The organism is Candidatus Corynebacterium faecigallinarum, from assembly GCF_052264515.1.
GTDB classification, from domain to species: Bacteria; Actinomycetota; Actinomycetes; order Mycobacteriales; family Mycobacteriaceae; genus Corynebacterium; species Corynebacterium faecigallinarum.
Window position 1 is genome coordinate 130,966 of record NZ_JBQQOC010000006.1, and the last position, 13,320, is coordinate 144,285.

At 67.8% G+C, this 13,320-nt stretch carries 16 protein-coding genes; 4 read left to right on the top strand and 12 right to left on the bottom strand.

Annotated features, from left to right (window positions below; translation table 11 throughout):
• Positions 1-20 precede the first annotated feature (20 nt).
• On the top strand, positions 21-1,349 hold the full coding sequence (locus ACTXPP_RS04905; protein ID WP_443341170.1) for a sensor histidine kinase: 1,329 nt from the start codon (positions 21-23) through the stop codon (positions 1,347-1,349).
• Positions 1,346-1,966, top strand: coding sequence for a response regulator (locus ACTXPP_RS04910; RefSeq protein ID WP_301494125.1), 621 nt, complete (start codon positions 1,346-1,348; stop codon positions 1,964-1,966). Before ACTXPP_RS04905 ends, ACTXPP_RS04910 begins: the two co-directional genes overlap by 4 nt.
• A gap of 51 nt (positions 1,967-2,017) precedes the next feature.
• On the opposite strand, the gene ACTXPP_RS04915 is transcribed toward ACTXPP_RS04910, so the two are convergent.
• From ACTXPP_RS04915 to ACTXPP_RS04960, 10 genes are all read right to left on the bottom strand, one after another.
• Entirely contained in the window at positions 2,018-2,596 is a 579-nt protein-coding gene (locus ACTXPP_RS04915) for an NUDIX domain-containing protein (RefSeq protein WP_301494127.1), read from the bottom strand.
• 11 nt (positions 2,597-2,607) lie between these two features.
• Entirely contained in the window at positions 2,608-3,339 is a 732-nt protein-coding gene (locus ACTXPP_RS04920) for a GAP family protein (RefSeq protein WP_301494129.1), read from the bottom strand.
• Positions 3,336-3,755 carry a TetR family transcriptional regulator C-terminal domain-containing protein gene (locus ACTXPP_RS04925; RefSeq protein ID WP_367618750.1) on the bottom strand — a complete coding sequence of 140 codons (420 nt, stop codon included), beginning with the start codon at positions 3,753-3,755 and terminating at the stop codon, positions 3,336-3,338. The genes ACTXPP_RS04920 and ACTXPP_RS04925 overlap by 4 nt, the downstream gene beginning before the upstream one ends.
• Complete coding sequence (locus ACTXPP_RS04930; protein WP_301520704.1) at positions 3,715-3,984, bottom strand: TetR family transcriptional regulator; 270 nt, start codon at positions 3,982-3,984, stop codon at positions 3,715-3,717. Before ACTXPP_RS04930 ends, ACTXPP_RS04925 begins: the two co-directional genes overlap by 41 nt.
• An 86-nt stretch (positions 3,985-4,070) precedes the next feature.
• The gene (locus tag ACTXPP_RS04935) at positions 4,071-4,994 is read right to left on the bottom strand and encodes a 1,4-dihydroxy-2-naphthoate polyprenyltransferase (RefSeq protein ID WP_301525419.1); all 924 of its coding nucleotides are present in this window, start codon (positions 4,992-4,994) and stop codon (positions 4,071-4,073) included.
• A gap of 3 nt (positions 4,995-4,997) precedes the next feature.
• A complete protein-coding gene (locus tag ACTXPP_RS04940) occupies positions 4,998-6,272 on the bottom strand; it encodes an AMP-binding protein (RefSeq protein WP_301498594.1) in 1,275 nt (424 codons plus the stop codon).
• Positions 6,273-6,298: 26 nt separating this feature from the next.
• The gene (locus ACTXPP_RS04945) at positions 6,299-6,565 is read right to left on the bottom strand and encodes a hypothetical protein (RefSeq protein WP_301498592.1); all 267 of its coding nucleotides are present in this window, start codon (positions 6,563-6,565) and stop codon (positions 6,299-6,301) included.
• Between the two features lie 399 nt (positions 6,566-6,964).
• Positions 6,965-7,258, bottom strand: a complete 294-nt coding sequence (locus tag ACTXPP_RS04950) for a hypothetical protein (protein ID WP_301498591.1) — start codon at positions 7,256-7,258, stop codon at positions 6,965-6,967.
• Between the two features lie 3 nt (positions 7,259-7,261).
• On the bottom strand, positions 7,262-8,653 hold the full coding sequence (locus tag ACTXPP_RS04955) for an inorganic phosphate transporter (protein ID WP_443341174.1): 1,392 nt from the start codon (positions 8,651-8,653) through the stop codon (positions 7,262-7,264).
• Between the two features lie 481 nt (positions 8,654-9,134).
• Positions 9,135-10,079: a 1,4-dihydroxy-2-naphthoyl-CoA synthase gene (locus ACTXPP_RS04960; RefSeq protein WP_443341175.1), complete on the bottom strand. Its 945-nt coding sequence runs from the start codon at positions 10,077-10,079 to the stop codon at positions 9,135-9,137.
• 22 nt (positions 10,080-10,101) lie between these two features.
• On the opposite strand from ACTXPP_RS04960, the gene ACTXPP_RS04965 reads away from it, so the two are divergent.
• Both ACTXPP_RS04965 and ACTXPP_RS04970 read left to right on the top strand, forming a co-directional pair.
• On the top strand, positions 10,102-11,175 hold the full coding sequence (locus tag ACTXPP_RS04965) for an o-succinylbenzoate synthase (RefSeq protein ID WP_443341176.1): 1,074 nt from the start codon (positions 10,102-10,104) through the stop codon (positions 11,173-11,175).
• A gap of 163 nt (positions 11,176-11,338) precedes the next feature.
• Entirely contained in the window at positions 11,339-12,628 is a 1,290-nt protein-coding gene (locus ACTXPP_RS04970) for a siderophore-interacting protein (protein ID WP_301497865.1), read from the top strand.
• On the opposite strand, the gene ACTXPP_RS04975 is transcribed toward ACTXPP_RS04970, so the two are convergent.
• Complete coding sequence (locus ACTXPP_RS04975; RefSeq protein ID WP_301497864.1) at positions 12,615-12,857, bottom strand: DUF5615 family PIN-like protein; 243 nt, start codon at positions 12,855-12,857, stop codon at positions 12,615-12,617. The two genes, ACTXPP_RS04970 and ACTXPP_RS04975, sit on opposite strands and share 14 nt — an antisense overlap.
• Positions 12,854-13,090 (bottom strand): DUF433 domain-containing protein, encoded by a 237-nt coding sequence (locus ACTXPP_RS04980; protein WP_301497862.1) that lies wholly within the window; start codon positions 13,088-13,090, stop codon positions 12,854-12,856. The genes ACTXPP_RS04975 and ACTXPP_RS04980 overlap by 4 nt, the downstream gene beginning before the upstream one ends.
• Positions 13,091-13,320: the final 230 nt, after the last annotated feature.

The following is a 13,320-nucleotide window of genomic DNA, read 5'->3' on the forward strand; positions in this document are numbered from 1 at the left end:
GCAGGTAGGTACGCAGGGAAATGGGTGTCGAGGCTGTGCGTGACTCCGGCGTCGGTTCCGGAGATGTCCCCGGGTACGGCCACATCTTCGATCTGGTCCTGCTGTACACCCCGTGGGTGTTGCTGGCGGTTCCCAGCGTGACGTACCTGGTCTGGACATGGCGGGAGTCGGGGCAGCAGACCTCGGACCTGGTTACCGTCCTTGGCCTGGTACTGCTGACCGGCGTCTGGGTCGCTCTGGGGCACACTGTGCCGACACTGCGGGGGGACACCCGGCAGCTGCGGATGGCCGTGTACTTCATCGGCCTGCTGCTGCTCTGCATCCCGTTGATGTTGCAGGCGGACATCTTCGCGATCTTCACCATCACCGGGTTCTTCCACGCCTATCAGTTGCGCCCGTGGCAGATGGGTGTCGTCGGGATCTTGGCTACCTCGTTGGTGATCAACGGCGTCTCCTTGATCGGTCTGTCCTCACCGTCGCCGGACCGCATCGTCCAGTTCCTGTTGATCGTGTCGGTGCAGACCGTCGCGATCGGAGCTGGACTGGTCCTCGCCCATCGGGGCGAGGCCGAGGACCGTCGGCGGCAGGAACTCGTCCGACGTCTCGAGGACGCCCTGCACGAGAACGCCGGCCTGCACGCCCAGCTCCTGGCGCAGGGGCTGGCGGGGATCATCACGCAGCTGCAGTCGGCCCAGTCGTCTCGGTCTTCACAGATTGCACAGCCCGCTGACCAGAATATCGAGCGTGCGCTGGAACTCGCCCGCTCGAGCCTGGCGGAGGCACGCAGGTCATTGCACGAGCTCTCGCCCCGGGTGCTTGGGCAGGCACGACTGCCGGACGCCCTCACCGAGCTCACTGAACGGTGGGCGCAGGACGCCGCGGTCAGTGCGCAGGTCGACATCACCGGGGAGCAGATACCGCTGAGTCCGGCGATCGAGGTCGCACTGTTCCGCGTGGTCCAGGAGGCGCTGACCAATGTGGCGAAACATGCCGGTGCATCGCGGGTGGGTGTGACCTTGTCGTACACCGGCCCGGAGGTCCTGGTGGATGTCCGCGATGATGGACGTGGGTTCTCTGGCAGGGTCGGAGATCCCGGAAAGTCCGGAAAGCCCGGAAGACCCGGAAAGTCCGGGCGTGACGGTGGTTTCGGCCTGACCAGCATGCGGCAACGTATCCGCGGCGTCGGTGGGCACGTCGAGGTGGACGGCGCGCCGGGGGAAGGTGTGTCCATCAGCGTGCGCGTGCCCGCCATCTCCCCGAGCAGCGTGGCGTCCAAAAGTGCGTCCGACTCGGGGGCCGACGCGGCGACCGATAGAGCGTCCGAACTAGCAGAAAGTGAAAACCAGTGATCAGACTAGTGATCGTCGACGACCACCCCGTTGTCCGCGGTGGACTCCGCGACACCTTCAGCGGTGCCGACGACATCACCGTCGTCGGTGAGGCCGGCAACGGTGAGGAGGGCGTCGCCCTGGTGACCGGTCGTGGCGCCGATGTGGTGCTGATGGATCTGCGGATGCCGGTGATGGACGGGGTCGCGGCGACCGTGGCGCTGCAGAAGGCGTCGCCGGACACGAAGGTGCTGATCCTGACCACCTTCGACAGTGAGAACGACGTCCTGCCCGCCATCGAGGCCGGCGCGACCGGCTACCTGTTGAAGGACGCCCTGCCGGACGAGCTGATGTCCGCCGTCCGCGCCGCGGCACGTGGGGAGTCTGTCCTGGCACCGTCGGTGACCAGGCACCTGATGGGGAAGGTGCGGGGAAGCGCAGGGTCGGTGCTCATCGACCGGGAGCGGGAGGTGTTGCAGTTGGTGGCGAACGGGGCGTCCAACCGGGAGGCGGCGGCGCAGTTGTTCATCGGCGAGGCGAGTATCAAGACGCACCTGCAGCACATCTACGACAAGCTGGGGGTCCGTGACCGGGCATCGGCGGTGGGGGAGGCCTACCGGCGTCAGCTCATCGAGTGAGTGTTGGTCGTTGAGCGAATGACGATCGTCCCCCCCCCCTCGGACTTCCAGTCAGTGTCGGACCAGTGGATCGTCGCCGGGACGCGGCGGTGGGGAGGCGTGTCCGCTGGCGGGACGTGCGGCCAGCAGGTCCAGTCCGACGTCCACAAGGTTGCTGCGGCGCAGGTCAGTGACCTGGCCAAGGGGAATCCAGCTCGGTGTCCGGGAGTCGCCGTTGGACTCTTCACGCAGGTCGCAGGCCGTCCCGGAATGCTCGGACGCTGTGGGTTGTGGCTTGCGATCTGCCCCGGAGGCCGACCCGTCCAGGGACACCTCGTAGAAGATCCCGATGTTCTGGTGCGGCACACCACGCACTGCCTCGTGCGCCGGGATGACCCGGGAGTCCACGCCGAGAAGTCGGACGACCCGGCCGGTGCGTCCGGTCTCCTCGGTGATTTCGCGCACGACCGTGTCGACCGGGTCCTCCAACGGTTCGACGCCCCCGCCGGGCAACGTCCAGGTCTCCCGGGCATCGGTGGGGTCGGTGACGGCGACCATGAGCAGGGCGCCGTCGCGGACACAGACACCGTAGGACGCCACCCGCCGTGTCGGTTCGGTCGGGCCAGATCCCTCGCCTGCGTCGTCTGCCATGACACCGCAGTTTACTGGGTGGCCAGGATGACCAGGTTGATGACGGCGTTGACGGCAACGCCGATGCCGATGCCGCCGAGTGTCCATCCGACGGCTTTGTCGCTGTGGCGGGAGAACCAGTCGTTGATCTTGTGCAACGTCGGGTCGACCCGTTCGTGGAGGGCAATCCGTCCGATGCACAGCACGATCGCCGGGATGACCATGACCAGGCAGTACACGGCGATACTTGCAGTGAGCTCCAGGGGGCTCAGATCGGCCGCGGTGAGCATGGCGATGGCGGCGAGGTAGGGCAGCATCGTCAACAACTCGATGCTGGTGCCGACAAGGGCGAGCTTCACCAGCGAGCCTGCGCTGCCACTCCCGGCGTCCGACAGGGCGCGGGAGCGCCAGCCCTCCAGCCTGCCGACCTTGCCGTCGGCGCGGCTACGGCGGATGCGTGACTCGGCGACATAGCTGAGGATGATCAGCACAATACCGACGACCAGCTGAATGATCCGCCAGACCAGGGAGGGGACGGCATCCAATGGTTCTCGCAGTGCTTCGACCAGGGAGTCCGCGCCAGCGGCGAGAGCAAGGCCGACCAGGAAGTAGAAGAGCACGACGGTGCCCAGGTAGGACGCGAGTCGGCTGATGCGGAGCTTGCCGGGGGTCAGCAGTAGCCAGATCGGGATGAGCAGCGTGCCGAAGCTCGTGCTGTCGACGAGCGCGAGGACAACGAGGACGCCGATGAATGCCGTGGTCATCGGAGGTTCCCGGACCCGTCGGGATCCCCGGGATCGCCGGAACCGACGGGGGCAGTGACGAAGAGTCGGTCGAGGTAGACGTCCAACAGGGTGCGGACGGTGGCCGGCGGGTACATCTCACCGGTGGTGACCGCCTCGACGGTGAGCCCGTCGATGTAGGTCATCAGTGCCAGCGCCTCGAGTTCCGGGTCGGACGCCTCGGCGACCTCGCCGGTGCGTTGGGCACCGGCGATGGCGTCACGCAGGCCCTCCCGGAGCTCGGAGGCCGAGCGGTGGTGGATCGCGGCGAGTTCGGGGTCATTGACGGACCAGTGCAGGAATGCCAGCCAGACCCGTGACTCCCGTACGCGCTCCTCGGTGAGGGGCAGCAGTGCCTCAGCCAGTCCGATGACGATGCCGCGGACCGGGGTCGTGATCGGGGACGGCCTCGACGCGTTGTCGGGTACGGTCGTAGACGTGCTCGAGCCCGAAGTGGATGAGTTCCTTCTTGCTGGCGAAGTAGCGCTGCACCAGGCCCCCGGAGACTCCTGCGGTGTCTGCGACCTGACGGAGGGTGGTGGCGGCGAGGCCCTTGTCGGCGACGACGTACATCAGGGCTTCACCGACCTGGTGGCGTCGCTCTTGGGCGGGGACATGCTCGGTCATGGGTCAAATAAACCGGCAATATTTTACCTTGTCCAGTCCGAGGTGCCGGCCCGAATACGTGGGGCGCCCCGGTGCCGGGGCGTCGCCTACGCCAGCAGCATCGCGACCAGCATCGCCACCGACCAGATCAGCATACCGCGTCCGGTCAGCCCCAGCACCGGGATCAGCTCCTTGCCCGTGGCCCCGCGCACCACCGGCATCGCGGCGACGAGCAGCAGCGGCACCGACGCCAGGCTGATCAGGGCGGCGACGCTCGCGGCGGACACTGCCACGGTCACCAGCACCGACACCGACACCAGGCCCACGTAGAGCTTCCGGGTGTTCGCATCGCCCAGGATCACCGCAAGGGTGGTCTTGCCGGCCTCGGTGTCGGTGGGGATGTCGCGCAGGTTGTTGACCAGGTTCACCGACGCTGACAGTGAGCCGACACCCACGGCCAGCAGCGCGCCGACCCAGGAGATCCGCCCGGACTGGGTGAACTCGGTGCCCATCACGGCGACCAGGCCGAAGAACACGAACACCGCGACCTCGCCCAGTCCCCGGTAGCCGTAGGGGTTCTTACCGCCGGTGTAGAACCAGGCGCCCAGGATGCATACCGCTCCCACCAGGATGAACCACCAGGCCGAGACCAGGGACAGCACGATGCCGGCCACCCCGGCCACGCCGAAGCACAGGAAGGCGGCGTACTTCACCTTCTCCGGGGCGACGAGGCCGGAGCCGGTGAGACGCAACGGACCGGTACGGTCATCGTCGGTGCCGCGGATTCCGTCGGAGTAGTCGTTGGCGTAGTTCACACCGATGATCAGGGCCATCGCCACCACGGCGGCGAGCAGGGCGCGCCACCAGGACGCGTCCCCGTCGTACACGGCGGCGGCGGTGCCGGCGAGGACGGGGGCCGCGGCATTGGCCCAGGTGTGCGGGCGGGCGCCGGTCAACCAGTCGGCGGCGGTGGCGGTGCGGGGCTGGGGGGCGGTGCTGTCGCCGGCCCCGGTCGTCTGGGACGAAGTCATGGCCTAGAGCCTAGTCGCCGCCAGTCGCTGCACGGCCTGCCGGTCGAGCTTCCCCGGGCCGGTCAGTGGTAGGTGCTCGTGCTCCTCGAGCTGGAGGGCCCGTCGGGGGATCAGGTGTGCCTCGACCCCGGCGTCCCGCAGGGTGGCGCGGACCAGGTCGGTGATGTCCCCGGCTGGAGCATCCGCGCCCGGGCCGCCACCTTCGACGACGGCGACGACGATCTGCCCCCACTGTTCATCGGGCAGCGCGGTGACACAGGCGGTGAACCCGGCCGCATCGAGGGCACGTTCGACATCCTCCGGCAGGATCTTCAGCCCACCACTGGTGATCGCCCCGTCGGCGCGGCCGAGGATGTTCAGCACCCCGTCGTCGAGGCGTCCGAGATCACTGGTGCGGAAGACCTGCGGGGCGGGGAAGGCCTCGCCGGAGTCGACGTTGCGGTAGCCGGTCGCCACGGTCGGCCCGCTGAGCAGCACCCGGCCGACACCGTCGGGGTCGGGGTCCTCGATCTCCACGGCGGTGCCGGGGATGGGTGTCCCGTCGTAGACCATGCCGCCGGCGGTCTCGGAGGAGCCGTAGGTGCGGACGATCCGGATCCCCTCTGCCATACACCGTTCGACGAGGTCGTCGGGGCAGGCCGCACCACCGACGAGGATGGCGGAGTAGAGCCGCAGGGCGGCGATACCGTCCATTGCGGCCACGGCGGTGGCCACTTCGTCCGGCGTACCGGATGCAGTGTTCGCCCTGTCCGCGTCGTCCAGCAGCCGACGCAGCTGGGTCGGCACCAGGGAGGTGTAGAGGTCCTCGTGCTGGTGGGTGAACCGCAGCAGGGCCGTGGCCTCGGCGAAGGCCGCGGTGGTGAACCGGGCGGCGGCGGGCAGGACGGCGGGCTCGAACCCGGCGTGCAGGCTGCGCAGGATGACCTGTACCCCGGCGATGTGGTGCGGCGGCAGCGCCAGCAGCCAGGGACCGGGCTCCACGTTGTAGCGCTCACGCAGGTAGGACGCCGTGGCCTCGGCGGAGGCGGTCAGTGCGTCTGCCGTGAGCACCGCACCTTTCGGCGTCCCGGTCGACCCGGACGTGCATGCCACCAGTGTGCCGGGGGTTCCGGGGCATCCGGACTCACCGGCGTCCATGACGGCGGCGAGGTGACGTCCGGCATCATCGGGGGAGATGGGCAGCACGGCCCGGCCTCCGGCGAGGCAGTCGCGTAGGACGGGCAGGGCCGCATGCACGCTGGCCGGGCTGAGGGAGATAGGCAGGGGTTCGAGCGTCACCCTGTCCAGAATACTCCGCGGGATACTCAGGCCAGCATGCCGAAACTGTCGACGAAGTCGAAGGCGAGGATCGCCTCGAAGTCGGTGGCCTCGCGGTCGTGGACGACGGCGAAGGCGGCACGGACATCGTCGGTGGTGGCTGGGGTGTGTCCTTCGTGGATCAGGTGGGCGACGATGTCGCTGCGCTCCGGCCGGGTCGGGAGAACGCCCAGGACGGTGCTGGCGGTTCCGCTGGTGTCTCCGTCGAGTGGGGAGCGGTACCAGCTGATGAGCTTGGACAGTGTGTTGATCATGGGGTCACCTCGATTCCAGGGTGCTTCAGAGTGGTCCAGAGTGGTTGTCTACTTTGTAGAGGGTAGATTCAATGGTGGGGATAGTCAAGCATTTCGGAAGACGATGCAGTTCAGCACGGAGTTTCCGTGCGGATCCGTCGCTCACTGTGATGCATATGCTGACACCATCGTCGATCTCGACCGAGATGATACGTCTTCGGGAGATCGGGACTGACCGGCGGTGGGGGACGCTGCGTCCGGCACGGTCCCGACGTGGGGGGGGGGGGACGCTGCGTCCGGCTGTGCCGCCGGCTCCACTTTTCCGCCTTTTCATGCCATGGTGTGGCCGAAAAGTGGAACCGGAGAAACGCGCCGTGGGTGGGGGGGGGGAGGCCCCGGTGTGTTCGGTGTGCTGAGGACCTAGTGGCCGGAGGTTCCGCCGGTGCCGAAGAGGTCCCAGCCGAAGGTCTCGTACAGACGGCCCTGGGTGATCCACAGCAGGCCGATGATCACCGCGAGGATGATCACCAGGAAGATCAGCCCGGCGGCACCGCGACGCAGCGGCGAGATCTGGCCGGAGGTCTGGCCCTCAGCGGCACCGTCGGCGTGGGCCGGGGCGGTGAGCTTGATGCCGATGGCGAAGAGGATCGGCAGGCCGGCGCCGAGGAGGAGACCGGCGAGGGTGACGGAGAGAAGGTCGCTGAACAGTTCCATGGTCTAGAGGTCCTTCCGGTGGTCGGCGGCGGCGTCGGTGGTGTCGACGAAGTGAGCGGGGTCGTGCACGCCGGTGGGGGCACCGGACAAGGCGAGGCCGGCGGTGTCGGCGACCTCGGTCACGACATCGGCAGACCCGGCAGATTCGGCAGTGTCGGCAACTTCGGTGGTGAGGCTGGCTGATTCGCCGGCGAACTCCACAGCGGAGTCGGAGTGGGCGGCCTCCGGGGCGAGACCGTGCTCGTCCCAGTCGGCGTTGACGTTGTCGGCGTGGACCGGCTGCTTACGGGCCTTGATGATGATCGCGGTCACGACGGCGATCAGGATGGCGAAGGCGGCCAGGGCCCCGCCGGCCATGCTCGTCGCCGAGGTCACGGCGTCCGAGATGATCCAGATGCCGAAGGACACCAGGGCGGCGATCGGGATGGTGGTGACCCAGGCGATGGCCATGCGTCCGGCGACACCCCAGCGCACGTCGGCGCCGGGGCGTCCGACACCGGAGCCGAGGATCGAGCCGGTGGCGACGTGGGTGGTGGACAGGGCCATACCGAAGTGGGCGGAGGTCAGGATGATCGCGGCCGAGGAGGTCTCGGCGGCCATGCCCTGCGGGGAGGAGATCTCCACCAGGCCCTTGCCGAGGGTGCGGATCACGCGCCAGCCACCGGAGTAGGTGCCGGCGGCGATGGCGAGGGCACAGGACGCGGTGACCCAGAACGGCATGTTGGCGGCCTGCTCGAGGTGACCGGAGGCGACCAGTGCGAGGAAGATGACACCCATCGTCTTCTGGGCGTCGGAGGTGCCGTGGGCCAGGGCGACCAGGGAAGCCGAGCCGATCTGACCGGCGCGGAAGTACCTGTCGCGCTCATTCTCGCGGGTCTTGCGGGTGAACCGGTAGACACCGCGGGTACCGATGCTGGCGACCAGGCCGGCGATGATCGGGGCGGCCAGGGCCGGCAGCACGATCTTGGCGAGCACGCCGTTCCACTCCACACCGGCGACGCCCAGCGCGCCGATGGCAGCGCCGATCAGGCCGCCGAACAGGGCGTGGGACGAGCTGGACGGCAGGCCGAAGAGCCAGGTCACCAGGTTCCAGACGATGCCGCCGATCAGTCCGGCGAAGACCACCATCAGGAGTTTGTCGGCTTCGGCGACGACGCTGAGGTCGAAAGCGTCGAGGTCGATGATCCCGCTCGCGACGGTTTTGGCCACCTCGACCGACAGGAAAGCGCCGACGAGGTTGAGGATCGCGGCCAGGGCGACAGCGGTCTTCGGCTTCAGGGCCTTCGTGGCGATCGACGTCGCCATGGCGTTGGCGGTGTCGTGGAAGCCATTGGTGAAGTCGAACGCCAGGGCGGTGCCGATCACGAGGATGAGGATGAGTAGCTCAATGGTCACACAAGGAGAATCTCTCTCCGGGCCGGGAAATACCAGGGGTGTCCACCAGATGGGGGTGGTGGCCGGTGGGGTGTTTCCGGACGGGGTGAATGGTGGGGAAATTCACGCTTCGTCGGAGGAAGTTTTTCGGGTTTTCGCAGGTAGGGGGCGGTCGGTGGGTGAATCCTGGTGCGGGGCGGGGAGACTATGGGAATATCCAACGAATTCTCTGCAGGTCAGCGATTCGAGGGGGCGGGAAGGAATTCACCGACTTGTCTGTGTTATGCAACCCTGTGTTCATCTTGGTCTGAATGGTGACCGGGATTCACTGTCGGCCCCTGATGGGAAAGTCGTTACTGCGGCCGTCGGACGCCCGGACCGGGCGCCGCGCAAGTGTGGCATATCTCACACTCCTGCACCGGTTCAGTGGCGGTCCGGCGACGGGACTGTGCGGGGCCGGTGGAGGGACTGCGCCGGTTCGGTGCCGGCGTCGGGTATCGGTTCAGTAGTAGTAGGGGAACTCGTCCCACCGCGGCGCGCGCTTCTCCAGGAACGCTTCCTTGCCCTCCACGGCCTCGTCGGTCATGTACGCCAGGCGGGTGGCCTCGCCGGCGAAGACCTGCTGGCCCATCAGCCCGTCGTCGGAGAGGTTGAAGGCGAACTTCAGCATTCGCTGGGCGGTGGGGGACTTGCCGTTGATCTTGCGTCCCCACTCGATGGCGGTGTTCTCCAGCTCGGCGTGGTCGGCGACCCGGTTCACCGCGCCCATCCGGTGCATCGTCTCGGCGTCGTAGGCCTCTCCGAGGAAGAAGATCTCGCGGGCGAACTTCTGGCCGACCTGCTTGGCCAGGTAGGCCGAGCCGTAGCCGGCGTCGAAGGATCCGACGTCCGCGTCGGTCTGCTTGAAGCGGGCGTGCTCGCGGGAGGCCAGGGTCAGGTCGCAGACCACGTGCAGGCTGTGTCCGCCACCGGCGGCCCAACCGTTGACCACGGCGATGACGACCTTCGGCATGGTGCGGATCAGCCGCTGCACCTCGAGGATGTGCAGGCGTCCTCCCTCGGCCTTCACGCGTGCCTCGTCCACACCCTCGGCGGCGGCTTGTTCCACATCCGAGTCGTGGGAGGAGGCGTACTGGTACCCGGAGCGTCCGCGGATGCGCTGGTCGCCGCCGGAGCAGAACGCCCAGCCGCCGTCCTTGGAGCTGGGGCCGTTGCCGGTCAGCAGGATGGTACCGATGTCGGGGGAGCGGCGGGCGTGGTCGAGGGCCCGGTAGAGCTCGTCGACGGTGTGCGGACGGAAGGCGTTGCGCACCTCGGGACGGTCGAAGGCGATGCGCACGATGCCGTTCTCGCGGCCCTCGCCGGCGTGCCGGTGGTAGGTGATGTCGTCGAAGTCGAAGCCGGGGAACTCGCGCCACTGCGTCGGGTCAAAGGGGTTGTTGGTCATGCTGCCATCGTAGGGTGTGTGCATGGAGATTCCCGCGATTCCCGGCCTTCCCACGCTTCCCGCCCTCGACGATGTCCGCGACCGCGCCCGCGTGGTCACCTGCCCGCTGCGTGTGCCCTTCCGCGGGGTGACCGAGCGCGAGGTCATGCTGGTCGAGGCGCCGAACGGCTGGGTGGAGTGGTCGCCGTTCCTGGAGTACGAGGCGGAGGAGGCGTCCCGCTGGCTGCGCTGTGCGGTGGAGCTCGGCTGGGGTGAGCCGCCCGCTGCGGCGCTGACGTCCGTGGAGGTCAACGCCACGATCCCGGCGGTGGACGTCGCCGCCGACCCGGAGGCCGTCCCGCGGCTGCTGGAGCGCTACCCCGGCTGTATGACCGCGAAGGTGAAGGTCGCCGAGCGCGGCCAGGCCCTGGCCGACGACATCGCCCGGGTCGCCGCGGTGCGCGAGGCACGCCCCGGCATCGCTATCCGGGTGGATGCCAACGCCGGCTGGAGCGTTGACGAGGCTTTCGAGGCAGCCGTCGCGCTGACTGGTCCCTCCCGCGGTGGCGGCCCACTGGACTATATGGAGCAGCCCTGCGCCACTGTGGAAGAACTTGCCGAGCTGCGCCGTCGCCTCGGCGCCCGCGGGATGCTGGTACGCGTCGCCGCCGACGAGCTGATCCGCAAGGCGTCCGACCCGCTGGCCGTCGTGCAGGCACGCGCCTGCGATGTCGCTGTGCTCAAGGCTGCGCCGCTGGGCGGGGTGTCGGCGGTACGTCGCATCGCCGAGGAGGTCGGACGCTACGGCGTCGCCGTGACGGTGTCCTCGGCGTTGGAGTCTGCCGTGGGCATGTACGCCGGGTTGTTGGCGACGGCGTCGTTGCCGCAGTACGCCGATGACGAGTACCTGGTCGCCGCCCCGCAGGCGGCGGGCCTGGCGACCGGCTCGCTGTACGCGGAGGATGTCTGCGGGCCCCGCGAGATCGTGGACGGTCATCTGGCGGTGGAGCAGTTGGTGCCGCAGCCTGACCGGTTGGACGCGCTGGCGTCCCCGGCCGCGAGGAAGGACTGGTGGCTGGACCGGCTGGCGGCGTCCTACGCGGTGCTTGCGGGCTGACCTCGGAAGGGGGTTCCGGGGGCAGCATCACCGACCCCCTTATAAAGGTGACCTAACGCTGGTAGAAATCACATCATGCCCGGCTCATTGCGCCCCATGACCATCCACCCGATCACCACGCGGACCCTCCAGGTCCTGCGCGTCGACGACGTGACCCCCCGGCATGCGCCGGATCACCCTCGGCGGCCCGGAGCTGAAGGCCCACACCGCGGCCAACGGATACCCCGTCGACGAGATCCACTGCGATGGCTTCGACGACCACTGCAAGGTCGTCCTTCGTCACACTGACCTTCCGGCGGATGCCCCGACACCGGCGCCGACGCAGAACGCCGGCGTCCGCGACTGGCCGACCGACGAACTCGCCGTCAACCGCAGCTACACGATCCGGAAGTGGCGTCCCGAGGCCGGCGAGCACGGGGAGATGGATGTCGACTTCGTGAAGCACGGCGTCGGCCCCGCGACCCGTTGGGCGTATGCGGTGACCCCCGGCGAAGACATCCAGATCGCCGGACCGAAGGCCTGCGCCACCCAGCCCGAGGGGGCGGACTGGCTGCTCATCGCCGGTGACGAGACCGCGCTGCCCGCCATCGGACGCTGGCTCGAGGAGATGCCCGCCGACACCCGCGGCCAGGTGTTCATCGAGGTCGACCAGGACGACCACGTCCAGACCATCGACCACCCCGAAGGCGTGGAGATCACCTGGCTGCCGCGCAACGGCGCCGAGGCCGGCACCACCACCGCGCTCTATGACGCGATCACCAGCTGCGAATGGTGGGACGGTAAGGCCTTCGCCTGGGTGGCAGGGGAGACCATGACCCTGGTGCCCATCCGCCGGTGGCTGCGCCGGGAGAAGGGCCTGGCCAAGGAGCAGGTCGACGTCGCCGGCTACTGGCGGCGCGAGGTCGTGCTGGACGAGAAGTCCGGCGAGACCGAGAACACCCGGGCGAAGTTCCACGAGCTCACCGAGATCTTCCCCGGTGTGGCCGTGCGTGTGGCCGTCACCCTGGGGCTCGGCCCTGCGATGGTCGGTGCGTCCCGCACGCTGGCAGAGCTGGTCGAGGCCACCGGCGCGGACGAGGTCGGGCTTGCCAAGCTGCTGCGCTACCTGGCCGCCCTGGAGCTGGTGGAGGTCAGTGGCGACAGTGGCGACACGTACTCGCTGACCAGCCTGGGTGCCGCGCTCGATGATGAGCACACCATCGAGGAGTTAACCTTGACCGGTGTCATCGCCCGCCGTGAGGCCGGACTGCTGTCCCTGCTCCCGGCGGTCAGGACCGGCACCGGCGACTACGCCCGCTGGTTCGGTGCGGACTTCGAGGACCTGGTGCAGACCACCCCGGAGCTGATCACCGAACGCACCGCAGCCCAGTCCGAGACCTCGTCCTTCATGATCGCTCCGTGTTCCAGAGCCTCTGACACCCGTCGAAGGTTGTTTGCGATCATGTCGCCTTGATCGGTGACCGGAAGCGCACTAGGACCACTGAAGGTTTTGCGCGTCCAGATGCAGCTAGGAGCGTTCCGAAGTCGGTGTCCGCGGTGATGATCGTCATGCCGTGTGTTGCGGCGAAGTCGATAATGTCCAGACCACCGATGCCGGTTGTCAGCAGATCGCGAAGGTGCTGTGCCCCAGGAATCGAAGATGCGAGTCGGGGCGACAGGTTCTCGTCGAGAAGGAATTTCACGCTGGCCGCTGAGTGTCCAGGTAGTACTCTTTGTCCGCCAGGGCCGCGGCGTAAGAAAGTGCCTGGTGGATATCATCGCGGTCAAGGTACGGATACTCATCAAGAATGGTGTCGATGGTCTTTCCGCCGGCAACCATCTCCGCAATCATGCTGACCGAGATTCGGAGATCGCGTATGTGCGGCTTCCCTCCCAGCATCGCCGGGTCGGCGGTGATTCGGTCAAAGCGAGTCATAGGGACCAGCATAGCCAGAATGTACTGCTGCCGAGACGAACCGTCACTGGTTGTTCGGGACTTGAAACACTTCGTGGACGTCCTGGCGCACGGAGTATCCTCCTGACATGGATCAATCAGAGTCTCCTTGTGAGAATCCACGAATCCTGGAGGTTATGCCGGACCACGGCCACCCCAGCTCGCTGTGGGGTCGCCCGATCTATGTACCGACAGACCCACACCGCCCCTAC